General features: G+C 44.4%; 19 protein-coding genes. 18 read left to right on the top strand and 1 reads right to left on the bottom strand.

Annotated elements, in window-relative coordinates; translation table 11 throughout:
* Window positions 1-23 precede the first annotated feature (23 nt).
* The 11 genes from ilvC (at window position 24) to yihA (ending at window position 14853) form a co-directional block, all read left to right on the top strand.
* Entirely contained in the window at window positions 24-1052 is a 1029-nt protein-coding gene (gene ilvC / locus AC0C66_RS06810; RefSeq protein WP_072182697.1) for a ketol-acid reductoisomerase, read from the top strand.
* The gene (locus tag AC0C66_RS06805) at window positions 1039-2595 is read left to right on the top strand and encodes a 2-isopropylmalate synthase (protein WP_079288060.1); all 1557 of its coding nucleotides are present in this window, start codon (window positions 1039-1041) and stop codon (window positions 2593-2595) included. Before ilvC ends, AC0C66_RS06805 begins: the two co-directional genes overlap by 14 nt.
* Window positions 2596-2615: 20 nt before the next feature.
* Window positions 2616-3713, top strand: a complete 1098-nt coding sequence (gene leuB / locus AC0C66_RS06800; protein ID WP_014114681.1) for a 3-isopropylmalate dehydrogenase — start codon at window positions 2616-2618, stop codon at window positions 3711-3713.
* A 50-nt stretch (window positions 3714-3763) separates the two neighbouring features.
* The gene (gene leuC / locus AC0C66_RS06795) at window positions 3764-5182 is read left to right on the top strand and encodes a 3-isopropylmalate dehydratase large subunit (RefSeq protein WP_072566640.1); all 1419 of its coding nucleotides are present in this window, start codon (window positions 3764-3766) and stop codon (window positions 5180-5182) included.
* Between the two features lie 12 nt (window positions 5183-5194).
* A complete protein-coding gene (gene leuD, locus AC0C66_RS06790) occupies window positions 5195-5794 on the top strand; it encodes a 3-isopropylmalate dehydratase small subunit (RefSeq protein WP_088679385.1) in 600 nt (199 codons plus the stop codon).
* A 117-nt stretch (window positions 5795-5911) separates the two neighbouring features.
* Window positions 5912-6916 (top strand): DNA damage checkpoint antagonist DdcA, encoded by a 1005-nt coding sequence (gene ddcA / locus AC0C66_RS06785; RefSeq protein ID WP_088679384.1) that lies wholly within the window; start codon window positions 5912-5914, stop codon window positions 6914-6916.
* A gap of 227 nt (window positions 6917-7143) precedes the next feature.
* Window positions 7144-8418 (top strand): trigger factor, encoded by a 1275-nt coding sequence (tig, locus tag AC0C66_RS06780; protein ID WP_088679383.1) that lies wholly within the window; start codon window positions 7144-7146, stop codon window positions 8416-8418.
* A 271-nt stretch (window positions 8419-8689) separates the two neighbouring features.
* Window positions 8690-9952: an ATP-dependent protease ATP-binding subunit ClpX gene (gene clpX, locus AC0C66_RS06775; protein WP_003222561.1), complete on the top strand. Its 1263-nt coding sequence runs from the start codon at window positions 8690-8692 to the stop codon at window positions 9950-9952.
* 153 nt (window positions 9953-10105) lie between these two features.
* Complete coding sequence (gene lonB, locus AC0C66_RS06770) at window positions 10106-11764, top strand: ATP-dependent protease LonB (protein ID WP_461845638.1); 1659 nt, start codon at window positions 10106-10108, stop codon at window positions 11762-11764.
* Between the two features lie 180 nt (window positions 11765-11944).
* Complete coding sequence (gene lon, locus AC0C66_RS06765) at window positions 11945-14269, top strand: endopeptidase La (protein WP_014114674.1); 2325 nt, start codon at window positions 11945-11947, stop codon at window positions 14267-14269.
* Window positions 14266-14853, top strand: a complete 588-nt coding sequence (gene yihA, locus AC0C66_RS06760; RefSeq protein WP_014114673.1) for a ribosome biogenesis GTP-binding protein YihA/YsxC — start codon at window positions 14266-14268, stop codon at window positions 14851-14853. The genes lon and yihA overlap by 4 nt, the downstream gene beginning before the upstream one ends.
* A 23-nt stretch (window positions 14854-14876) precedes the next feature.
* Here yihA and AC0C66_RS06755 read toward each other — a convergent pair whose 3' ends face one another.
* A complete protein-coding gene (locus AC0C66_RS06755; RefSeq protein ID WP_014114672.1) occupies window positions 14877-15374 on the bottom strand; it encodes a hypothetical protein in 498 nt (165 codons plus the stop codon).
* 230 nt (window positions 15375-15604) lie between these two features.
* Here AC0C66_RS06755 and hemA point away from each other — a divergent pair, with 230 nt between their 5' ends.
* The 7 genes from hemA (at window position 15605) to AC0C66_RS06720 (ending at window position 24080) form a co-directional block, all read left to right on the top strand.
* Entirely contained in the window at window positions 15605-16972 is a 1368-nt protein-coding gene (hemA, locus tag AC0C66_RS06750) for a glutamyl-tRNA reductase (protein ID WP_472973514.1), read from the top strand.
* A gap of 7 nt (window positions 16973-16979) precedes the next feature.
* Complete coding sequence (locus tag AC0C66_RS06745; RefSeq protein WP_003222575.1) at window positions 16980-17810, top strand: cytochrome c biogenesis protein; 831 nt, start codon at window positions 16980-16982, stop codon at window positions 17808-17810.
* Window positions 17811-17846: 36 nt separating this feature from the next.
* On the top strand, window positions 17847-18788 hold the full coding sequence (hemC, locus tag AC0C66_RS06740) for a hydroxymethylbilane synthase (RefSeq protein ID WP_072183583.1): 942 nt from the start codon (window positions 17847-17849) through the stop codon (window positions 18786-18788).
* Window positions 18778-19566: a uroporphyrinogen-III synthase gene (gene hemD, locus AC0C66_RS06735; RefSeq protein ID WP_072183582.1), complete on the top strand. Its 789-nt coding sequence runs from the start codon at window positions 18778-18780 to the stop codon at window positions 19564-19566. The genes hemC and hemD overlap by 11 nt, the downstream gene beginning before the upstream one ends.
* The gene (hemB, locus tag AC0C66_RS06730) at window positions 19563-20537 is read left to right on the top strand and encodes a porphobilinogen synthase (protein WP_014114668.1); all 975 of its coding nucleotides are present in this window, start codon (window positions 19563-19565) and stop codon (window positions 20535-20537) included. The genes hemD and hemB overlap by 4 nt, the downstream gene beginning before the upstream one ends.
* Before the next feature lie 29 nt (window positions 20538-20566).
* Window positions 20567-21859, top strand: a complete 1293-nt coding sequence (gene hemL / locus AC0C66_RS06725) for a glutamate-1-semialdehyde 2,1-aminomutase (protein ID WP_072183581.1) — start codon at window positions 20567-20569, stop codon at window positions 21857-21859.
* Between the two features lie 133 nt (window positions 21860-21992).
* Complete coding sequence (locus AC0C66_RS06720; protein WP_472973513.1) at window positions 21993-24080, top strand: LysM peptidoglycan-binding domain-containing protein; 2088 nt, start codon at window positions 21993-21995, stop codon at window positions 24078-24080.
* Window positions 24081-24110 lie beyond the last annotated feature (30 nt).

Below are 24110 nucleotides of genomic sequence, written 5' to 3'. Positions count from 1 at the left end.
ACATAACAAGGGAGAGATTTGAAATGGTAAAAGTATATTATAACGGTGATATCAAAGAGAACGTATTGGCTGGAAAAACAGTAGCAGTTATCGGATACGGGTCGCAAGGTCACGCACATGCCCTGAACCTTAAAGAAAGCGGAGTTGACGTAATCGTTGGTGTTAGACAAGGAAAATCTTTCACTCAAGCCCAAGAAGACGGACATAAAGTATTTTCAGTAAAAGAAGCGGCAGCTCAAGCTGAAATCATCATGGTTCTGCTTCCGGATGAACAGCAGCAAAAAGTATACGAAGCTGAAATCAAAGATGAATTGACAGCTGGAAAATCATTGGTGTTCGCTCACGGATTTAACGTTCATTTCCATCAAATTGTTCCTCCTGCGGATGTAGATGTATTCTTGGTAGCGCCTAAAGGTCCGGGACACTTGGTAAGAAGAACATATGAGCAAGGAGCTGGCGTACCGGCATTGTTCGCGATTTATCAAGATGTGACTGGAGAAGCAAGAGACAAAGCCCTTGCATATGCAAAAGGAATCGGCGGCGCAAGAGCGGGCGTTTTGGAAACGACATTTAAAGAAGAAACAGAAACAGATTTGTTCGGTGAGCAAGCAGTTCTTTGCGGCGGATTGAGCTCGCTGGTAAAAGCTGGATTTGAAACATTAACTGAAGCAGGTTATCAGCCTGAACTTGCATACTTTGAGTGTCTTCACGAGCTGAAATTAATCGTAGACCTTATGTACGAAGAAGGCTTGGCGGGAATGAGATATTCAATCTCTGACACAGCGCAGTGGGGAGATTTCGTATCAGGACCTCGCGTTGTTGATGCTAAAGTAAAAGAATCTATGAAAGAAGTATTAAAAGATATTCAAAACGGTACATTCGCAAAAGAGTGGATCGTTGAAAACCAAGTAAACCGTCCTCGTTTCAACGCCATCAATGCGAGCGAAAACGAACATCAAATCGAAGTTGTTGGAAGAAAGCTTCGTGAAATGATGCCATTTGTGAAACAAGGCAAGAAGAAGGAAGCGGTGGTCTCCGTTGCGCAAAATTAATTTTTTCGACACGACGCTTCGTGATGGTGAACAGTCCCCTGGCGTGAACTTAAATACCCAGGAGAAACTTGCCATAGCAAAGCAGCTCGAAAGACTCGGGGCAGATATCATTGAAGCGGGGTTTCCCGCTTCGTCCCGAGGTGACTTTTTAGCTGTTCAGGAAATTGCAAGAACCATTAAAAATTGTTCAGTAACTGGTCTTGCCCGTTGCGTAAAAGGTGATATTGATGCTGCTTGGGAAGCGTTAAAGGACGGTGCTCATCCGAGAATTCACGTATTTATCGCCACGTCGGACATTCATTTGAAACACAAGCTGAAAATGACTCGTGAGCAAGTGATTGCAAGAGCAGTTGAAATGGTGAAATACGCAAAAGAGCGCTTTCCGGTTGTGCAATGGTCAGCTGAAGATGCCTGCCGGACTGAACTGCCGTTTTTAGCGGAAATCGTCGAGAAAGTCATTGACGCAGGCGCCAGTGTTATCAATCTTCCGGACACGGTCGGCTACTTGGCTCCAGCGGAATACGGAAATATCTTTAAATATATGAAGGAAAACGTTCCGAACATTCACCAAGCAAAGCTTTCGGCCCACTGTCATGATGATTTGGGAATGGCAGTCGCAAACTCTCTTGCTGCGATTGAAAATGGCGCTGATCAAATCGAATGCGCTGTGAACGGAATCGGTGAAAGAGCCGGAAACGCGGCATTAGAGGAAATTGCCGTTGCCCTCCATATCAGAAAAGATTTCTATCAAGTTGAAACAGGCATTACATTGAACGAGATTAAGCGAACAAGCGATTTAGTAAGCAAGCTGACAGGTATGGCTGTTCCGCGCAATAAAGCGGTTGTAGGCGATAATGCCTTTGCTCATGAATCAGGCATCCACCAGGACGGCTTCTTAAAAGAAAAATCGACTTATGAAATTATTTCACCGGAACTTGTCGGTGTAACAGCAGATGCGCTTGTCCTAGGGAAACATTCCGGACGCCACGCATTTAAAGACCGGCTGACTGCTTTAGGATTCCAATTTGAAAGTGAAGAGATTAATAAATTTTTTACGATGTTCAAAGAGTTGACTGAGAAGAAAAAAGAAATCACTGATGAGGATCTTGTTTCTCTTATTTTAGAAGAAAAAGTAACAGACCGCAAGATTGGGTATGAATTTCTTTCTTTGCAAGTGCATTACGGAACAAGTCAGGTTCCTACAGCTACACTTTCTTTGAGAAACCAAGAAAACGCAGAGCTTATTCAGGAAGCGGCAACTGGAGCGGGAAGCGTGGAAGCGATCTACAACACGCTTGAGCGCTGCATCGATAAAGACGTGGAGCTTTTGGACTACCGCATTCAGTCTAATAGAAAAGGCGAAGACGCATTTGCCCAGGTGTATGTAAGAGTTTTGGTGAACGGAAAAGAATCAGCAGGGCGGGGCATAGCGCAAGACGTATTAGAAGCATCAGCGAAAGCCTATTTGAACGCAGTCAACCGTCAATTGGTTTTCCAATCGAATATGAGCGGACTTAAAAACCATACAGCTGTCGGATCATAAAAGAAAGGAGAACGGATAACTTGAAGAAACGTATTGCTCTATTGCCCGGAGACGGGATCGGCCCTGAAGTATTAGAATCAGCGACAGACGTACTGAAAAGTGTTGCCGAACGCTTTAATCATGAATTTGAATTTGAATATGGCCTGATTGGAGGGGCGGCGATTGATGAACATAACAACCCCCTCCCGGAGGAAACCGTTGCCGCTTGTAAAAATGCCGACGCTATATTGCTTGGCGCTGTCGGCGGACCGAAATGGGATCAAAATCCTTCGGAGTTGAGACCGGAAAAAGGTCTGCTCAGCATCAGAAAACAGCTTGATTTGTTTGCGAATTTGCGGCCTGTGAAGGTGTTTGAAAGCCTATCTGACGCATCACCTTTGAAAAAAGAATATATAGATAACGTTGATTTCGTTATCGTCCGTGAGCTGACAGGCGGCTTATATTTCGGCCAGCCGAGCAAACGCTATGTAAACACTGAAGGTGAGCAGGAAGCAGTAGACACACTGTTTTATAAGCGGACGGAAATTGAACGCGTGATCAGAGAGGGCTTTAAAATGGCGGCAGCCAGAAAAGGCAAGGTAACCTCCGTTGATAAAGCGAACGTTCTTGAATCAAGCAGACTGTGGCGTGAAGTGGCTGAGGACGTTGCAAAAGACTTTCCTGATGTGAAGCTAGAGCACATGCTTGTGGATAACGCGGCCATGCAGCTGATTTATGCACCGAATCAATTTGATGTCGTGGTGACTGAAAACATGTTCGGTGATATTTTAAGCGATGAAGCGTCCATGCTTACAGGCTCACTTGGAATGCTCCCGTCAGCCAGCCTATCAAGTTCAGGTCTTCATCTGTTTGAGCCTGTTCATGGTTCCGCGCCTGACATAGCCGGTAAAGGGATGGCAAATCCGTTTGCGGCCATATTGTCAGCGGCAATGCTTTTGAGAACATCTTTCGGCCTTGAAGAGGAAGCGAAAGCTGTAGAAGATGCGGTTAACAAAGTCTTAACTTCCGGAAAAAGAACAAGAGACTTGGCGCGAGGCGAAGAGTTTAGCAGCACTCATGCCATCACAGAGGAAGTCAAGGCAGCGATCATGAGTGAAAATACAATTTCTAATATGTGACAGCTTACGTTAAGCGGTCTTAGTTCATAGGTAGAGGGAGGAAATAAAAGATGATGCCTCGAACAATCATCGAAAAGATTTGGGATCAGCATATTGTAAAACATGGTGGGGGAAAACCGGATCTTCTCTATATTGATTTGCATCTTATTCATGAGGTCACGTCTCCTCAGGCATTTGAAGGGTTGAGACAAAAGGGAAGAAAGGTCCGAAGACCCCAGAACACGTTTGCGACAATGGACCACAACATCCCGACCGTCAATCGTTTTGAGATAAAGGATGAAGTTGCGAAACGCCAAGTGACCGCGCTTGAACGAAACTGTGAAGAATTTGGTGTGCGCCTTGCTGATCTTCATAGTGTAGATCAAGGGATTGTCCATGTCGTCGGTCCTGAACTGGGCTTAACGCTTCCAGGGAAAACGATTGTATGCGGCGATAGCCATACATCAACCCATGGCGCATTCGGCGCTCTTGCATTCGGAATCGGGACGAGTGAAGTTGAACATGTCCTTTCCACACAGACACTTTGGCAGCAACGTCCGAAAACACTTGAAGTGCGCGTAGACGGAACACTTCAAAAAGGGGTAACGGCAAAGGATGTCATTCTTGCTGTCATCGGCAAATACGGGGTGAAATTCGGCACTGGCTATGTCATTGAATACACTGGGGAAGTATTCAGAAATATGACGATGGATGAACGAATGACCGTTTGTAACATGTCAATTGAAGCAGGGGCAAGAGCAGGTTTGATTGCACCTGACGAGGTGACATTTGAATATTGCAAAAACCGCAAGTATACGCCAAAAGGCGAAGAATTTGACAAGGCCGTAGAGGAATGGAAGGCGCTGCGCACAGATCGGGGCGCTGTTTACGATAAATCTATCGTCCTTGACGGCAACGAAATTTCTCCGATGGTGACATGGGGCATCAACCCGGGAATGGTTCTTCCTGTCGATTCAGAAGTTCCTGCGCCGGAAAGCTTTTCCGCAGAAGATGACAAAAAAGAAGCGATTCGCGCTTATGAATATATGGGACTGACCCCTCATCAGAAAATTGAAGACATTAAAGTGGAGCACGTGTTTATCGGTTCCTGCACAAATTCTCGCATGACTGACCTTCGCCAGGCTGCTGATATGATCAAAGGGAAGAAGGTAGCTGATAGCGTAAGAGCCATCGTCGTTCCCGGATCCCAAAGCGTGAAGCTTCAGGCTGAAAAAGAAGGGCTTGACCAGGTTTTCTTGGAAGCTGGATTTGAATGGAGAGAGTCAGGCTGCAGCATGTGTTTGAGCATGAATAATGATGTTGTTCCTGAGGGAGAGCGCTGTGCGTCAACCTCTAACCGCAACTTCGAGGGCAGACAAGGAAAAGGTGCAAGAACACATCTCGTCAGCCCGGCAATGGCTGCGATGGCTGCCATTCACGGACACTTCATTGATGTCAGAAAGTTTTATCAGGAAAAAACAGTTGTGTAAGGAGTGCGCGAGATGGAACCTTTGAAAACACATACGGGTAAAGCAGCCGTATTAAATCGAATCAATGTTGACACAGACCAGATTATTCCTAAACAATTTTTGAAGAGGATTGAAAGAACAGGCTACGGCCGTTTTGCATTCTTTGACTGGAGATATGATGAGAAAGGTGAACCGAACCCTGAATTTGAATTAAACCAGCCTGCTTATCAAGGCGCTTCCATTTTAATAGCAGGAGAAAATTTCGGCTGCGGGTCATCGCGTGAACACGCTCCGTGGGCGCTTGATGATTATGGGTTTAAAATTATCATTGCACCTTCATTTGCTGATATTTTTCACCAGAACTGCTTTAAAAACGGTATGCTGCCGATCCGCATGCCATATGACAATTGGAAAAAGCTTGTCGGCCAGTATGAAAACCAGTCATTGCAAATGGCTGTTGACCTTGAAAATCAGCTAATTCATGATAGTGAAGGCAATCAAATTTCATTCGAAGTTGATCCGCATTGGAAAGAGATGCTCATCAACGGCTATGATGAAATTTCATTAACGCTTTTGCTTGAAGATGAAATCAGGCAATTTGAATCACAAAGAAGCTCTTGGCTTCAAGCCTAAAAAGCAGCCGGCATTTGTCCGGCGGCTTTTTTTGCCTTGTGAAACCTTTCATTTCTTGTGTTTGTTCACAGGTGTTGATACACTTGAACAAAATAAATGCCTGAAAGGAATATAGGTATGACGCATGACAAGAAAAACGCAAAAATTATTCCTTTTCCTCATCTGAAAGACCGTCTTGTGGAAAAAGGGATGGCATCACTAAAGGAAAAAAAGTATCAAGAAGCACTTGAGCTGTTTTCGGAAGCGATGAAATATGATGATACTGACTCCGATCTTCACTTAGGGATGGCTATCTGCTTTTTAGAGCTGGGAGAATTGGAAGAGGCAAAAAGCGTCTGCGAGAAGATGCTAAAAGAAGGCTATGGCCATTATTTTACGGTTTTGCAGGTGTACATGACCATCTTAATTCAGCTCAAAAAATACGAAGAAGTCAAAAGCACCATTGAAGCCGTTTTGGAAGAAAATCAACTGCCTGCAGAAAGTGCCGAGCAATTTTATAAGCTGCTTGATTTCAGCCGGAAAATGACCGATCCGGAACGTGAGGACGAGGCTTGGGCCGAGGAATATGAGGATACAATTGATACTGAGAAAGTGCTGGCAAGCCCTGAGGAGCAAATGAATTTAATTCATTCCTTAAAAGACCGCAATATAGCGAAGTATACAGGCCTGCTCAAAACAATCCTTCAAGACCCCTCAGCTCACCCGATTATTAAAACGATGATTGTTATGCTATTGGCCGAGCATGAGTACAGCAAACCCGTGCACATTACTAAATTTGGCGAGTCTTTGACAATTGAACCGTCTGAGATTGTCCCGCCTGATGCCGCACCGATTTTACACCGTGTTCTCCGGGTGCTGGATGAGACGCTTGGAAATGAAAATCCAACATTATATGCGGCAGTAGAAGAACTGTGGAGAAGACATTTGTACGTTTTATATCCGTTCCAGCCGAAATTGCTGTCGGCCGATCTTTGGGCGGCTGCCCTGCATAAAGTCGGTTACGAGATGCACGGAATTGAAATTGAAAGGGAAGAACTTCATATGATGTATGAGTTTACAGACAGAGAACTCGATGAAGCGTGCACAATGATAAAAGATATTGAAGAAATTTCTTATTTGTAAATCGCGCCATATAGTTGAAAGCGCTATGTGTTATGTTATAATATAATGGTTGTATTTGTGTATAACGGGTTATAAGAAATACGGTTGGACAGGCTTTGCAGTTCATTATTAACATCTATACATAATGATTCTGATCTTTGGCAGCTTTGTTTTTGTTGGACGAAGCCGAATGATTGCTTTAGAATGGAAGACCGACACAACCTGAATAGATTTTTGGAGGGAAACACATGTCTGTAAAATGGGAAAAACAAGAAGGCAACGAAGGCGTTTTAACGGTTGAAGTTGATGCTGAAACGTTTAAAACAGCACTTGATGATGCATTTAAAAAAGTAGTAAAACAAGTTTCAATTCCTGGATTCCGTAAAGGTAAAATTCCTCGCGGATTATTCGAACAGCGCTTTGGCGTAGAAGCTCTTTACCAAGATGCTTTGGATATTCTTCTTCCTGTAGAATACCCTAAAGCGGTTGAAGAAGCTGGAATCGAGCCTGTAGACCGTCCTGAAATCGATGTTGAAAAAATCGAAAAAGGCGAAAGCTTAATCTTCACTGCGAAAGTAACAGTAAAACCTGAAGTGAAGCTTGGCGACTACAAAGGCCTGGGCGTTGAAAAAGACGATGCAACTGTAACTGACGAAGATGTTCAAAACGAACTCAAAGCGCTTCAAGAGCGTCAAGCGGAGCTTGTTGTGAAAGAAGAAGGCGCTGTTGAAGAAGGAAACACAGTTGTTCTTGATTTCGAAGGATTCGTTGACGGCGAAGCATTTGAAGGCGGAAAAGCTGAAAACTACTCTCTTGAAGTAGGTTCTGGTTCATTCATCCCTGGCTTCGAAGAGCAGTTAGTTGGCCTTGAAGCAGGTGCTGAGAAGGATGTTGAAGTGACATTCCCTGAAGAGTATCACGCTGAAGAGCTTGCAGGCAAACCGGCTGTGTTCAAAGTGAAAATTCACGAAATCAAAGCGAAAGAGCTTCCTGAGCTTGACGATGAGTTCGCAAAAGATATCGATGAAGAAGTGGAAACACTCGCTGAACTAACTGAAAAAACAAAGAAACGTTTAGAAGAAGCAAAAGAAAACGAAGCTGACGCTAAATTGCGTGAAGAGCTTGTACTGAAAGCTTCTGAAAATGCTGAAATGGATGTACCTCAAGCAATGGTTGACACTGAGCTTGACCGCATGCTGAAAGAATTCGAACAGCGTCTGCAAATGCAAGGCATGAACCTTGAGCTTTACACTCAATTCTCAGGCCAAGATGAAGCTGCGTTAAAAGAGCAAATGAAAGAAGATGCTGAAAAACGCGTAAAATCTAACCTGACTCTTGAGGCGATCGCGAAAGCGGAAAACCTTGAAGCAACAGATGAGGAAGTTGATGCTGAGCTTACTAAAATGGCTGAAGCATACAACATGCCTGTTGAAAATATTAAACAAGCCATCGGTTCTACTGACGCGATGAAAGAAGATTTAAAAGTTCGCAAAGCAATTGATTTTCTTGTAGAAAACCGTTAATATGGTGCATAATAATAGTAATAATAAAACAGGGCGCGAATGATTCGTGCCTTGTTTTGTACAATTATGATTTATCTCTTTTTCTTGGGGCAAGATAATTAATGCAGGGCTGTTTTTTGTCATACATATATAATGTGCAAGTCAGAAACACATTGTTACCGTCTTTTTGGAAAGTATGGTAAAATGCAATACATACTCGTTCGTTTCAAGAATCATTTTCTTTTGCTCTGCCGGTAAAAGAAAAAGTGAGACAAGATTAAGGGGTGAAAGAATGTTTAAATTTAACGAGGAAAAAGGACAATTAAAATGCTCGTTCTGTGGAAAAACACAAGATCAGGTTCGTAAGCTTGTAGCTGGACCTGGTGTATATATATGTGACGAATGTATCGAACTCTGCACTGAAATTGTAGAGGAAGAGCTCGGAACAGAAGAAGAAGTAGAATTTAAAGACGTACCGAAGCCTCAGGAAATCCGCGAAATTCTGAATGAATATGTCATCGGCCAGGATCAAGCGAAGAAATCACTCGCTGTTGCTGTGTATAACCACTATAAGCGCATTAATTCCAACAGCAAGGTTGATGATGTTGAGCTTTCGAAAAGTAACATTTCATTAATCGGCCCTACAGGAAGCGGTAAAACCCTTCTGGCTCAAACATTGGCTCGCATTTTAAATGTGCCGTTTGCGATTGCGGACGCTACGTCTTTGACTGAAGCTGGTTACGTGGGTGAAGATGTAGAGAATATTCTCTTGAAGCTCATTCAAGCTGCTGATTATGATGTGGAAAAAGCAGAAAAAGGCATTATCTATATCGATGAAATCGATAAAGTGGCAAGAAAATCAGAAAACCCATCTATTACACGTGACGTGTCAGGTGAAGGTGTACAGCAGGCATTGCTTAAAATTCTTGAGGGTACAGTGGCAAGCGTGCCGCCTCAAGGAGGACGTAAGCATCCTCATCAAGAATTCATTCAAATTGACACAACAAATATTTTGTTCATTTGCGGCGGTGCTTTCGATGGTATCGAACAAATCATCAAACGCCGTTTAGGCCAAAAAGTGATTGGATTCGGCGGGGACAATAAAGCTGCTGATCTTGAGAAAGAAGATCTTCTCTCAAAAGTGCTTCCTGAAGACTTGCTCCGCTTCGGGTTAATTCCTGAATTTATCGGACGTCTTCCTGTTATTGCAAGTCTTGAAAAGCTCGACGAAGAAGCGTTGGTTGCGATCTTAACAAAACCGAAAAACGCTCTTGTTAAGCAATTCAAGAAAATGCTTGAGCTTGACAATGTAGAGCTTGAGTTTGAAGAAGAAGCGCTTTCTGAAATTGCTAAAAAAGCAATTGAACGCAAGACTGGAGCACGTGGACTCCGTTCTATCATTGAAGGTATCATGCTTGATGTGATGTTTGAGCTGCCTTCTCGTGATGACATTGAAAAATGTGTGATTACTGGGGCAACTGTGACACATGGAGAGCCGCCTCGCCTTTTATTAAAAGACGGCACTGAGGTAAGCCAAGATAAAACATCTGCATAAAGATAAGCACGAACCTCCTGAATGGTGACATTCAGGAGGTTTTTTTGTCATGCAATCTCTTCCGGAAAAACGTTTATTCCCGCCTTCTGTGGGAGATACTAGCAATCAGAGGAATGAATTGGATACATAAATTGTTTTTCAGGAGGGACCATCATGAGTTGGACAGGGATCGCGTTATTTATTCAGCTGTTTTTTGGGATCATCATTGGTTTGTATTTTTGGAATTTGCTTAAAAATCAAAGGACACAAAAGGTCACGATAGATAAGGAATCAAAGAAGGAAATGGAGCAACTTCGGAAAATGCGCGCTATCAGCTTGTCCGAGCCATTATCTGAAAAGGTCCGCCCCAAAAGCTTTCAAGATATCGTCGGACAGGAAGATGGCATTAAAGCTTTAAAGGCGGCTTTATGCGGGCCGAATCCTCAGCATGTCATTGTCTATGGACCTCCGGGCGTCGGAAAAACAGCTGCTGCACGGCTTGTGTTAGAAGAAGCGAAAAAACATAATCAATCGCCGTTTAAAGAGCAGGCTGTTTTTGTGGAACTCGATGCGACAACAGCACGTTTTGATGAAAGAGGTATTGCCGATCCGCTCATCGGCTCTGTCCATGACCCCATATACCAAGGGGCCGGAGCAATGGGACAGGCGGGGATTCCGCAGCCGAAGCAGGGAGCTGTTACCCATGCCCACGGCGGTGTGCTGTTTATTGATGAAATAGGGGAGCTGCATCCTATTCAAATGAATAAAATGCTGAAGGTCCTTGAGGACAGAAAAGTCTTTTTAGACAGTGCGTATTACAGCGAGGAAAACACACAAATCCCGAATCATATTCACGATATATTTCAAAATGGGCTGCCGGCAGATTTTCGCCTGATTGGCGCGACGACAAGAATGCCGAACGAAATTCCGCCAGCTATCCGATCCCGCTGTTTAGAGGTGTTTTTCCGCGAGCTTGAAAAGGATGAGCTGAAAACAGTTGCCAAAACAGCAGCGGATAAAATTGAAAAAAACATTTCTGACGAGAGTCTGGACCTGCTGACCAGCTATACGCGGAACGGGCGCGAAGCCGTTAACATGATTCAAATCGCCGCAGGGATGGCAGTGACGGAGAATCGGAAAGACATTACGATTGAAGATATTGAATGGGTTATCCATTCCAGCCAGCTTACTCCGAAGCACGAGCAGAAAATCGGCGCCGAACCGCAAGTCGGCATTGTAAATGGGCTTGCAGTATATGGACCTAACAGCGGATCGCTTCTGGAAATCGAAGTGAGCGTAACCGCGGCTCAGGATAAAGGATCAATTAATATCACAGGAATAGCTGAAGAAGAAAGCATCGGCAGCCAATCAAAATCAATCCGGCGAAAAAGCATGGCGAAGGGTTCGGTTGAAAACGTGTTAACCGTGCTCCGGACAATGGGGATGAACCCGTCTGATTATGATATTCACATCAATTTCCCAGGAGGGATTCCGATTGACGGACCGTCGGCAGGCATCGCGATGGCAGCGGGAATTTTCTCGGCGATTCACAAAATCCCAATTGACAATACCGTTGCCATGACGGGCGAAATCAGCCTGAATGGTCTTGTGAAGCCCATTGGAGGCGTCATTCCGAAAATAAAAGCTGCCAAGCAGTCCGGTGCGAAAAAAGTGATTATCCCACATGAAAATCAGCAGTCGATCTTAAAGCAAATTGACGGAATCACAATTATTGCAGTGAAGACGTTCCAGGAAGTACTTGATGAAATTTTAGTGAATCCTCCAACAGAACAAAAACCGTTTCATATTGAAATCAATAAAGAATCCGTTTAAACCCTATTTTTATAATAGGGTTTTTTTCATGAAGGACATCTTTTCCTTTTTCATATCAGGAAGAAAGGGTATACTACGAGGAGACTGTTTTATAGAAAATGGAACCATGCCGTTTATTGTACAAGGATGAAAAAGTTGTATTATAATGGTTCATACTAAAGTCACGGAGGTGTCAGTCACATGGCAGAAGAATTAAAACGCAGCATCCCGCTCCTCCCTTTAAGAGGTTTATTGGTGTACCCGACGATGGTTTTGCACTTAGATGTAGGACGTGACAAGTCGGTTCAGGCCCTTGAACAGGCAATGATGCATGACCATATGATATTTTTAGCCACTCAGCAGGATATTTCGATAGACGAACCAGGTGAAGATGAGATTTTTACTGTAGGCACTTATACAAAAATTAAGCAAATGCTGAAGCTTCCGAACGGTACGATTCGTGTGTTGGTTGAGGGCCTCAAGCGTGCCCAAATCGTCAAATACAATGAGCATGAGGATTACACGTCCGTCGACATTCAGCTGATTCATGAAGATGATTCAAAAGATACAGAAGACGAAGCATTGATGCGGACTTTGTTAGACCACTTTGATCAGTACATAAAAATTTCCAAAAAAATCTCGGCTGAAACTTACGCCGCGGTTACTGATATCGAAGAGCCAGGGAGAATGGCAGACATCGTTGCTTCTCACCTGCCCCTTAAGCTAAAGGATAAGCAGGATATTTTAGAAACGGCTGACGTCAAAGACAGACTGAACAAGGTCATTGATTTTATCAATAATGAAAAAGAAGTGCTGGAGATCGAGAAAAAAATCGGCCAGCGCGTCAAACGTTCGATGGAGCGTACGCAGAAGGAATACTACTTGCGTGAACAAATGAAGGCGATTCAAAAAGAGCTTGGCGATAAAGAAGGTAAAACAGGCGAAGTTCAGACGCTGACGGAAAAAATTGAAGAAGCAGGCATGCCTGACCATGTGAAGGAAACCGCACTTAAGGAATTGAACAGATACGAAAAAATTCCGTCAAGTTCTGCGGAAAGCTCTGTGATACGCAACTATATTGACTGGCTGATCGCTCTTCCGTGGACGGATGAGACAGATGATAAGCTTGATTTGAAAGAGGCAGGACGTCTCTTAGATGAAGAGCATCACGGACTTGAAAAAGTGAAGGAACGTATCTTAGAATATTTGGCTGTCCAGCAGCTGACAAAATCCCTGAAAGGCCCGATTCTCTGCTTGGCAGGACCTCCAGGTGTCGGAAAAACGTCTTTAGCCAAATCAATTGCAAAAAGCATGGGACGGGAATTCGTCAGAATCTCACTCGGCGGAGTGCGTGACGAATCAGAGATCCGCGGACACAGACGGACCTATGTTGGAGCAATGCCTGGACGCATTATTCAAGGGATGAAAAAAGCCGGCAAGCTAAATCCTGTCTTTTTATTAGATGAAATTGACAAAATGTCATCTGATTTCAGAGGCGACCCGTCATCTGCTATGCTTGAAGTGCTTGATCCAGAGCAAAACAGCACCTTCAGTGATCACTATATTGAAGAAACCTTTGATTTATCAAAAGTGCTGTTTATTGCAACGGCAAACAATTTGGCCACGATCCCGGGTCCGCTAAGAGACAGAATGGAGATTATTAATATTGCGGGCTACACAGAAGTAGAAAAACTCGAAATCGTGAAAGACCACCTGCTTCCAAAGCAGATCAAGGAACACGGGCTGAAGAAAAGCAACCTGCAGCTGCGTGACCAGGCGATTCTTGATATTATCCGGTACTATACGAGAGAAGCGGGTGTGAGAAGCCTTGAACGCCAGCTTGCCACGATTTGCCGTAAGGCTGCAAAAGCCATTGTTGCTGAAGAGCGAAAACGGATTACGGTCACTGAGAAGAATCTTCAGGACTTTATCGGAAAACGCATTTTCAGGTACGGACAAGCTGAAACAGAAGATCAGGTTGGTGTAGTTACAGGGCTTGCCTATACAACCGTCGGCGGAGATACGCTGTCGATTGAAGTATCTCTATCTCCAGGGAAAGGGAAATTGATCCTGACAGGAAAGCTTGGAGATGTCATGAGAGAGTCAGCTCAGGCTGCATTCAGCTATGTGCGTTCAAAAACAGAAGAACTTGGCATTGAACCTGACTTTCATGAGAAGTATGATATTCATATACATGTACCTGAGGGTGCGGTGCCTAAAGATGGTCCGTCAGCCGGTATTACGATGGCGACAGCGCTTGTTTCTGCTTTAACGGGACGTGCCGTTTCGCGTGAAGTCGGCATGACTGGGGAAATTACGCTTCGCGGGCGCGTGCTGCCGATCGGCGGATTGAAGGAAAAAGCGCTTGGCGCACATAGAGCGGGATTAACGACCATTATTGCGCCTAAAGAGAATGAAAAAGATATAGAGGATATTCCTGAAAGCGTCAGAGAGGGGCTCACATTTATATTGGCGTCCCACTTAGACGAAGTTTTGGAACATGCCTTAGTAGGAGAGAAGAAATGAAAGTCACAAAATCAGAAATCGTGATCAGTGCAGTTAAGCCGGAACAGTACCCTGAGGGCGGGCTTCCGGAAATTGCACTGGCCGGAAGATCGAACGTGGGAAAATCGTCTTTTATCAATTCATTAATCAATCGCAAAAATCTTGCGAGAACATCATCTAAACCGGGAAAAACACAAACGCTCAATTTCTACATTATCAATGATGAGCTGCATTTTGTGGATGTACCGGGTTACGGTTTTGCCAAAGTGTCAAAATCCGAGCGTGAAGCTTGGGGCAGAATGATTGAAACCTACATCACGACACGCGAGGAATTGAAAGCAGTAGTGCAGATCGTTGATTTGCGGCATGCGCCGTCTAATGATGATGTGCAGATGTATGAATTCTTAAAGTATTACGGCATTCCTGTTATTATTATCGCTACAAAGGCAGATAAGATCCCGAAAGGAAAATGGGACAAACACGCGAAGGTTGTCCGACAGACACTAAATATTGATCCGGAAGACGAGCTGATTCTCTTCTCCTCAGAAACGAAAAAGGGGAAAGACGAAGCTTGGGGAGCGATCAAAAAAATGATAAACCGGTAGAGAAAACTCTCTGCCGGTTTTATTTATCGTATAGATTTTTTCCGTTTTATCAATAATAACAATAAACTGATTCCAATAAAGACAAACGGCCAATACTCTTTCAGAAGCGCTGTCGGAATATGAGCAGATTCTAGCCATGCCATAATTTGTTTGAAAAAGTACAAAAACAGGGAAAAACAAATCATTGATACAGCTTCATATACATATTCTTTTTTCTGAACGGTTGACACCAAGAGCGAGAAGCCGATGATAAATACGAGCATTTCAAAATCATCCGGCCACCATGGCCATTTCGGCTTGGCGAAAAAGTGCAAGCCGATCCCGAAAAGAAGCAAACCGATAAAGAAGTGTGGTGTAACGGCTTCTTTTTTTCCTTGATATACAAAGGCTGCGCCTAACAGCATGAGGAGAACAGGCCATTGACCCTGCCCTGAAAACAGTTCGGCTTGGCCGCTTTCAAGCCATGCATATACAGAAGCGGCAAGCAGCAGACAAGGGAATAAAATTGATTTTTGTTTCATGCATATCACCTTCTTGTTTTTTAGAGCTGATGTGTAGTAAATTTCTGCTGTTTTTGGTATTGTCAATAGGAATGCTTCTTTTCCGTGAAGCTTTTTCTAATATAGCATAAGAATTTTAAAATCTGTTCACATTTTGTGAAAGAAACTATGTTATAATTATTATAAATAATGAGTTCTATGTTAGAATGATTATAAATAAAAGATTGGGTGTTGGGGGTGTAATTAAAGCGATGCATATACTTGTTGTGGGAGTAGATTATAAATCCGCCCCTATTGAGATACGTGAAAAAGTAAGCTTTCAGCCGAATGAGCTGGCAGAAGCGATGGTGCAGCTGAAGGAAGAGAAAAGCATTCTTGAAAACATCATCGTTTCCACATGCAATCGCACTGAAATTTATGCGGTAGTCGACCAGCTTCATACCGGCCGTTATTATATAAAAAAGTTTTTAGCTGATTGGTTTCAATTAAGCAAAGAAGAACTGTCGCCGTTTTTAACATTTTATGAAAGCGATGCGGCTGTTGAGCATTTATTCCGTGTAGCCTGCGGACTTGATTCTATGGTGATTGGTGAAACGCAGATTCTCGGCCAGGTACGCGACAGCTTTAAAACAGCTCAGCAAGAAAAAACGATCGGGACTATTTTTAATGAGCTGTTTAAGCAGGCCGTTACAGTGGGCAAACGGACTCATGCTGAAACAGACATTGGCTCAAATGCAGTGTCAGTAAGCTATGCAGCAGTTGAACTTGCTAAAAAAATCTTCGGAAACCTTTCAAGCAAGCATATATTGATTCTCGGTGCGGGAAAAATGGGCGAGCTTGCTGCGGAAAACCTGCACGGACAGGGAATCGGCAAGGTCACTGTCATTAACCGAACATACTTGAAAGCGAAGGAGCTTGCAGACCGTTTCTCTGGTGAAGCGAGAAGCTTGAATCAGCTTGAAAGCGCGCTTGCGGAGGCCGATATCCTAATCAGTTCAACCGGTGCAAGTGATTTTGTCGTGTCCAAAGAGATGATGGAAAGCGCGAATAAGCTTCGCAAGGGACGTCCGCTGTTTATGGTGGACATTGCCGTGCCTAGAGACCTTGATCCTGCGCTGAATGATCTTGAAGGTGTATTCCTTTATGATATCGACGATCTCGAAGGCATTGTAGAAGCGAACATGAAAGAACGGAGAGAAACCGCTGAAAAAGTTGAACTGTTAATTGAAGAAACCATTGTGGAGTTCAAACAATGGCTGAATACACTTGGTGTTGTGCCAGTTATTTCCGCATTGCGCGAAAAGGCACTTGCGATCCAGTCAGAAACAATGGACAGCATCGAGCGGAAGCTGCCTCACTTAAGCACAAGAGAGAAAAAACTGTTGAACAAACACACCAAAAGTATCATTAATCAAATGCTGCGTGATCCGATCTTAAAGGTGAAAGAGCTTGCGGCAGATGCTGATTCTGAAGAAAAGCTTGCCTTGTTTATGCAGATTTTTGATATTGAAGAAGCTGCGGGCCGTCAAATGATGAAAACTGTTGAAAGCAGCCAAAAGGTCCATTCTTTTAAGAAGGCTGAATCAAAAGCGGGCTTTGCCCCACTTGTAAGTGAGTGAATGCTGAATGATTGATACTGCAATGGCAAGACTTAATGAGGGAACAATCGTCATTTATGCATTAAGTGTACTCTTTTATTTTATAGATTTTCTTCAACACAACCGGAAGGCTGGAAAAATGGCCTTCTGGTTGCTTTCTATTGTCTGGACTCTGCAAACCGTGTATTTGGCCTATTTTATGTGGGTGACGGGGCGGTTTCCGGTATTAAATGTGACGGAGGCGCTTTATTTTTATGCCTGGGTGCTTGTCACGCTGTCACTTGTACTGACAAAGCTTTTACGAGTTGACTTTATTGTGTTTTTTACAAATGTAATAGGGTTTTCTATGATCGCCATTCATACATTTTCACCGACAGAGCAGCAGTCTGCCGCTTTTTCCGGGCAGCTTGTATCCGAGCTTTTGGTGATTCATATTACAATGGCGATTCTTTCATACGGCGCTTTTTCCCTTTCTTTCGTTTTTTCTGTCCTGTATATGTTTCAATATCATTTGCTGAAAAAGAAAAAGTGGGGAAAATGGCTGTTGAGAATAGAAGATTTGTCTAAACTTGATTATATGGCATATGTTCTGAATGTCATCGGAGTCCCGATGCTGTTGCTGAGTTTGATTCTCGGCGTTATTTGGGCGTATGTATCATTAGAAACGCTGTATTGGTTCGACGCCAAAGTGCTTGGTTCGTTTGTCGTCCTGCTGCTGTACAGCTATTATCTTTATATCAGGCTGATTAAAGAGCTGCAAGGAAAGGTCGCAGCATTGTGGAATACGGCTTGTTTTCTCGTGCTGATGATCAATTATTTCCTGCTTGGAAGCCTATCGCAATTCCATTGGTTCAGTTAAATGATGTCCCAAGCAGATTCGGGAGGAAAGAAAACGATGAGAACAATAAAAGTAGGTTCCAGACGGAGCAAACTCGCTATGACTCAAACAAAATGGGTTATTCAAAAACTGAAGGAAATCAATCCTTCATTTGCCTTTGAAATCAAAGAAATCGTGACAAAGGGTGACCGGATCGTCGATGTTACGCTCTCAAAAGTGGGAGGAAAAGGCCTGTTTGTCAAAGAGATTGAACAAGCGCTTTTGAATGAAGACATTGATATGGCGGTGCACAGCATGAAGGACATGCCTGCTGTTTTGCCTGAAGGCCTTGTGATCGGCTGTATTCCTGAACGGGAAGACCCACGTGATGCCCTTATTTCAAAGAATCGCGTAAAGCTTTCAGAAATGAAGGAAGGCGCTGTCATCGGCACAAGCAGTTTAAGAAGAAGTGCGCAGCTTTTAATTGAGCGCCCTGACATTACAATTAAATGGATTAGAGGTAATATAGACACGAGACTTCAAAAGCTGGAAACTGAGGATTATGACGCGATTATTTTAGCCGCTGCCGGCCTTTCCAGAATGGGCTGGAAGCAAGATATCGTAACCGAATTCCTAGAGCCTGAGCGCTGTTTGCCTGCTGTGGGCCAGGGAGCACTGGCGATTGAGTGCAGAGAATCGGATGAAGAGCTATTGGCGTTGTTTTCTCAGTTTACGGATGAGTATACAAAACGGACTGTGTTGGCGGAACGTACTTATTTAAACGCGATGGAGGGCGGATGCCAGGTTCCGATCGCAGGCTACTCAGTGTTAAACGAGCAGGATGAAATTGAATTGACTGGGCTTGTCGCTTCTCCTGACGGCAAAATCATTTTTAAAGAAACCGTCACCGGAAACGATCCGGAGGAAGTCGGAAAGCGCTGTGCCGCTCTTATGACTGACAAAGGAGCCAAAGAATTAATTGATCGTGTAAAACGGGAGCTTGATGAGGATGGAAAATGATTTTCCGCTGAAAGGAAAAACAGTGCTTGTCACCCGGAATAAGGCGCAGGCAAAATCGTTTCAGCAAAAAGTGGAGGCACTTGGCGGAAAAGCGGTTTTGACCTCTTTGATTACGTTTCGCCGCGCTTTGCCGAATAATCTTGCAAAACAGGTGAAAGAGGATCTTGCCGCCCCCGGCTGGCTTGTTTTTACAAGTGTGAACGGAGCAGACTTCTTTTTTTCTTATTTAAACGAAAATCAGCTAATTCTTCCAGCGCATAAAAAAATTGCAGCTGTCGGTGAGAAAACGGCTCGCCGTTTGGAAACGCATAACGTATCGGTTGATGTGATGCCTAAGGACTATATCGCTGAACAGTTGGCGGAGGCCCTTAAGCAGCATGCTGAACCGGCGGAACGGATTACAGTGGTGAAAGGCAATTTGTCACGTGATGTGATAAAACAGGAGCTTGTCCCGCTCGGTTTTGAAGTGGAAGAATGGGTTGTCTACGAAACGATTCCGGATGAAGATGGCATCGAGGCACTGAAAAAGGTTGCGGGCCAATATTCATTTGACTATGTGACATTTACGAGTTCATCAACCGTACATACGTTTATGCATGTCTTGGGAGAAGAATTGAAAAAGTGGCAGGCGAACAGATCGGCCTGTATCAGCATCGGACCTTTAACAAGGGACGCTCTGCTGACGTATGGCATCACATCGCATACGCCTGATACATTTACAATAGATGGCATGCTTGAGTTAATGTGCAGCATGTCAAGAGAGGAAGAGAGAATATGAGTCAATCATTTAACAGACACCGCCGCCTGCGGTCATCAAAAGCAATGAGAGAGATGGTAAAGGAAACACGTTTGCACCCATCGGATTTTATTTATCCGATTTTTGTCGTTGAAGGGCTGGAAGGCAAAAAAGCTGTTCCGTCAATGCCTGATGTTTACCATGTATCATTAGATCTATTGAAGGATGAAGTGGCAGAGCTGGTTAAACTGGGCATTCAATCTGTCATCGTGTTCGGCATCCCGGAAGAAAAAGATGATTGCGGAACGCAAGCGTATCATGATCACGGCATCGTTCAAAAAGCCATCACAGAAATTAAAACACACTTCCCTGAGATGGTTGTTGTCGCTGATACGTGCTTATGCGAATATACAGACCACGGCCATTGCGGACTTGTCAAAGACGGCGTCATCCTCAATGATGAATCGCTGGAGCTTTTGGCGCAGACAGCTGTCAGCCAAGCGAAAGCAGGTGCGGATATCATTGCGCCTTCAAACATGATGGACGGATTTGTTACGGTAATCAGAAAAGCGCTTGATAAAGAAGGGTTCGTCAATATTCCAATCATGTCTTACGCTGTGAAATATTCAAGTGAGTTTTACGGTCCGTTCCGTGATGCAGCAAACAGCACGCCGCAATTCGGAGACCGCAAAACATATCAGATGGACCCTGCCAACCGTATGGAAGCACTCCGCGAAGCACAATCAGATGTCGAGGAAGGCGCGGACTTTTTGATTGTCAAACCTTCACTTTCATATATGGATATCATGCGTGACGTAAAAAATGAGTTTACTTTGCCGCTCGTCGCTTATAATGTAAGCGGAGAGTATTCAATGGTAAAGGCTGCAGCGCAGAACGGCTGGATCAAAGAAAAGGAAATCGTGTTAGAAATTTTGACAAGCATGAAGCGTGCAGGTGCTGACCTGATTATTACGTATCATGCCAAAGACGCAGCGAAATGGCTTGCGGAGTAATTTTATTCAGTTGACAGGAGTTGAGGCAGATGAGAAGCTATGAAAAATCAAAAGCGGCTTTTAAAGAAGCGCAAAAACTCATGCCGGGCGGTGTGAACAGTCCCGTTCGCGCATTTAAATCGGTAGACATGGACCCGATTTTTATGGAGCGCGGAAAAGGCTCAAAAATCTATGATATTGACGGAAATGAATATATTGACTACGTCTTGTCATGGGGTCCTTTAATTTTAGGGCATACAAATGACCGCGTCGTAGAGAGCCTCAAAAAAGTGGCAGAATACGGGACAAGCTTCGGTGCCCCTACTGAAGTGGAAAATGAACTGGCAAAACTCGTCATTGATCGTGTGCCATCTGTAGAAATTGTACGAATGGTCAGCTCCGGGACAGAGGCTACTATGAGTGCCCTCCGTTTGGCAAGAGGCTATACAGGCCGCAACAAGATTTTAAAATTTGAGGGCTGCTACCACGGGCATGGCGATTCCCTCTTGATTAAAGCGGGTTCAGGAGTGGCCACTCTCGGTCTGCCTGACAGCCCTGGTGTGCCTGAAGGCATTGCGAAAAACACCATCACCGTTCCGTACAATGATTTAGAAAGTGTAAAGCTTGCTTTCCAGCAATTCGGTGAAGACATTGCGGGAGTTATTGTAGAGCCGGTTGCCGGAAATATGGGAGTTGTTCCGCCGCAAGAAGGCTTCCTGCAAGGGCTGCGTGATATCACTGAGCAATACGGTTCCCTGCTGATTTTTGATGAAGTAATGACAGGCTTCCGCGTCGATTATAATTGTGCTCAAGGATACTTCGGCATAACGCCTGATCTGACTTGTTTAGGAAAAGTGATCGGGGGCGGGCTTCCTGTCGGTGCTTATGGCGGCAAGGCTGAAATCATGGAGCAGATCGCTCCGAGCGGTCCGATTTATCAGGCCGGCACATTGTCAGGCAACCCGCTTGCGATGACGGCTGGCTTAGAAACATTGAAGCAGCTGACACCTGAATCCTACAAGAATTTCATCAAAAAAGGCGACAGGCTGGAAGAAGGCATTTCAAAAGCCGCCGAGGCTCACGGCATTCCGCATACCTTTAACCGCGCAGGTTCAATGATCGGCTTCTTCTTTACAAACGAACCTGTCATCAATTATGAAACAGCCAAAGCATCTGATTTGAAGCTGTTTGCTAACTACTATAAAGGCATGGCAAATGAAGGTGTATTCCTTCCGCCATCACAATTCGAAGGCCTTTTTCTTTCAACGGCCCATACTGAGGAAGATATTGAAAAAACAATCCAGGCAGCTGAGAAAGTATTTGCTGAGATCAGCCGCGGATAAGAGCAAAAACCGGTATCAAGGACATCCTTGTACCGGTTTTTTTCTGTGTTCGCCAACTCATATTTTCCCCAGTTCATACATACACCTTTAGTGACATCTAATTTTAAGGATTAGATGAAAGGAGGATATGAACTTGCCGCAAAATCATCGATTGCAATTTTCTGTAGAAGAATCGATCTGTTTCCAAAAAGGACAGGAAGTTTCTGAACTGCTTTCTATTTCATTAGATCCTGACATTAGGGTTCAGGAAGTAAATGATTATGTATCAATCAGAGGATCGCTTGAACTTACAGGTGAGTACAACATAGATCAAAACAAACATACCGAAGAGTTTTATACCGATAAGCGGTTTGTTGAAGAAGTCAGAAAGAGAGAGGATGGAAGCGCAGAACTGACTCACTGTTTTCCTGTGGATATTACCATTCCGAAAAATAAAGTGAGCCATTTACAGGATGTCTTCGTCTTTATTGACGCATTTGACTATCAATTAACGGATTCTCGCATTTTAACGATTCAAGCTGATTTAGCGATCGAAGGGCTTTTGGATGATACGGCAGACAAAGAGCCGGAGATTCCTCTATATGAGGCTCCAACGGCATTCAGAGAGGAAGAGATTTCAGAGCCGCCGATACAAAGTGCAGTAGAAACGGGTTCACCTTCGGCAACGGAAGCAGTTCTGCAGGATGAAACGCCAGCCGAACCGCCAGAACTTTTTGTCTCGAAAGCGGGGCTCCGTGAAGAACTGGAAACAGAAAAAGCAGGATCTGCGCCGCCGGAATCGGTTGCTTCAGAACCAGAGGCGCGAGAAGGTGCCGAGCCGTTAGAGCTTGTGGAGCCGGAAGCAGAGAGTCGTGAAGCATCGGGAACAGAAGAACCCGATGCTTCAGAAATAGAGATTCAAGAGATCGTAAAAACAGAAAATGAAACGCCTGAGCCAGCAGCTGCAATAGCAGATGTTCGTGAAGAAGCAGCCCCCCCAGCGGAGGCAGATCTTCGTGAAGATTCTGGAGCGGAAAAATCGCCTGCTTTGGAAGCTGAACTACATGCAGAGACTGTGATTGCAGAGGAAAAAGCAGAAACCCCAGTGTCTCCTATTCTAGAATATGCGTTGCGCCAAGAGGCTCAAAATGAAGAAACGGCACAACCGGAGCACGCTGAGCCTGCACTTCGTCAAGAAGAGAAAGAAGTGGCACAACCGGAACACGCTGAGCCTGCACTTCGTCAAGAAGCGAAAGAAGCGGCACAACCGGAACACGCTGAGCCTGCACTTCGTCAAGAAGAGGAAGAAGTGGCACAACCGGAAAACGCTGAGCCTGCATTCCGTCAAGAAGAGAAAGAAGCGGCACAACCGGAACACGCTGAGCCTGCATTCCGTCAAGAAGAGAAAGAAGCAGCACAACCGGAACACGCTGAGCCTGCATTCCGTCAAGAAGAGAAAGAAGCGGCACAACCGGAACACGCTGAGCCTGCGCTTCGTCAAGAAGAGAAAGAAACAGCACAACCGGAACACACTGAGCCTGCGCTTCGTCAAGAAGAGAAAGAAACAGCACAACCGGAACATGCTGAGCCCGCGCTTGGTCAAGAAGCGGAAGAGGCTCTTGAAACTGAATCTCAGCCCGTTCTCTCCATAGAAGAAAGCAGAGAGAAGAAATCAGCCTCAGATCCATATGTGGAGAATGACGAAACTGCTTTTCAGCTTCATTTCAAGCAAAAAGCAAGCTCGGAGGAGGCACATCAAGAAGAGTCTGCACCGGCATACCGCACCTTCCTGCCCGAACATGAAGAGGAGGATTCTTTTTATTCAGCGCCTAAGCTGCTGGAAGAGGAAGAACAAGAGGAAGAAAGCTTTGAAATTGAAGTGAGAAAAATACCACCGGCTGAAGAGCCTGAGAAAGAAACAGCTCTTCAATCCTTCCAGCTGACTGATACCTCAGAGACTGAAAGGAAGGAAGCGAATGCTGTTCCTAGGGTTGCTCCTGCTGCTGAAACGAAGGAAAGTGATAATTCTCTTTATTTAACAAAACTCTTTACGAAAGAAGAGGATGAGTTTTCGAGAATGAAAATATGCATTGTTCAGCAGGAAGATACGATCGAACGCTTATGCGAACGGTATGAAATCACATCCCAGCAGCTGATCAGGATGAATTCTTTGGCCTTGGACGATGAATTGAAAGCAGGACAGATCCTCTATATTCCTCAATATAACAACAGCCATGCGTAAGCCGTAAGCGATCGGAAAATGTGGTGAATG

This window comes from Bacillus sp. VA13 (genome assembly GCF_055710085.1).
This window is presented reverse-complemented; position numbering and strand designations above follow the sequence as displayed.

Bases quoted from the DNA above. Each gene is read 5' to 3' on its own strand.
- ilvC (WP_072182697.1), top strand. From the start codon at position 24: ATGGTAAAAGTATATTATAACGGTGATATCAAAGAGAACGTATTGGCT.
- leuC (WP_072566640.1), top strand. From the start codon at position 3,764: ATGATGCCTCGAACAATCATCGAAAAGATTTGGGATCAGCATATTGTA.
- leuD (WP_088679385.1), top strand. From the start codon at position 5,195: ATGGAACCTTTGAAAACACATACGGGTAAAGCAGCCGTATTAAATCGA.
- ddcA (WP_088679384.1), top strand. From the start codon at position 5,912: ATGACGCATGACAAGAAAAACGCAAAAATTATTCCTTTTCCTCATCTG.
- tig (WP_088679383.1), top strand. From the start codon at position 7,144: ATGTCTGTAAAATGGGAAAAACAAGAAGGCAACGAAGGCGTTTTAACG.
- clpX (WP_003222561.1), top strand. From the start codon at position 8,690: ATGTTTAAATTTAACGAGGAAAAAGGACAATTAAAATGCTCGTTCTGT.
- lonB (WP_461845638.1), top strand. From the start codon at position 10,106: ATGAGTTGGACAGGGATCGCGTTATTTATTCAGCTGTTTTTTGGGATC.
- lon (WP_014114674.1), top strand. From the start codon at position 11,945: ATGGCAGAAGAATTAAAACGCAGCATCCCGCTCCTCCCTTTAAGAGGT.
- yihA (WP_014114673.1), top strand. From the start codon at position 14,266: ATGAAAGTCACAAAATCAGAAATCGTGATCAGTGCAGTTAAGCCGGAA.
- AC0C66_RS06755 (WP_014114672.1), bottom strand. From the start codon at position 15,374: ATGAAACAAAAATCAATTTTATTCCCTTGTCTGCTGCTTGCCGCTTCT.
- hemA (WP_472973514.1), top strand. From the start codon at position 15,605: ATGCATATACTTGTTGTGGGAGTAGATTATAAATCCGCCCCTATTGAG.
- AC0C66_RS06745 (WP_003222575.1), top strand. From the start codon at position 16,980: ATGATTGATACTGCAATGGCAAGACTTAATGAGGGAACAATCGTCATT.
- hemC (WP_072183583.1), top strand. From the start codon at position 17,847: ATGAGAACAATAAAAGTAGGTTCCAGACGGAGCAAACTCGCTATGACT.
- hemD (WP_072183582.1), top strand. From the start codon at position 18,778: ATGGAAAATGATTTTCCGCTGAAAGGAAAAACAGTGCTTGTCACCCGG.
- hemB (WP_014114668.1), top strand. From the start codon at position 19,563: ATGAGTCAATCATTTAACAGACACCGCCGCCTGCGGTCATCAAAAGCA.
- hemL (WP_072183581.1), top strand. From the start codon at position 20,567: ATGAGAAGCTATGAAAAATCAAAAGCGGCTTTTAAAGAAGCGCAAAAA.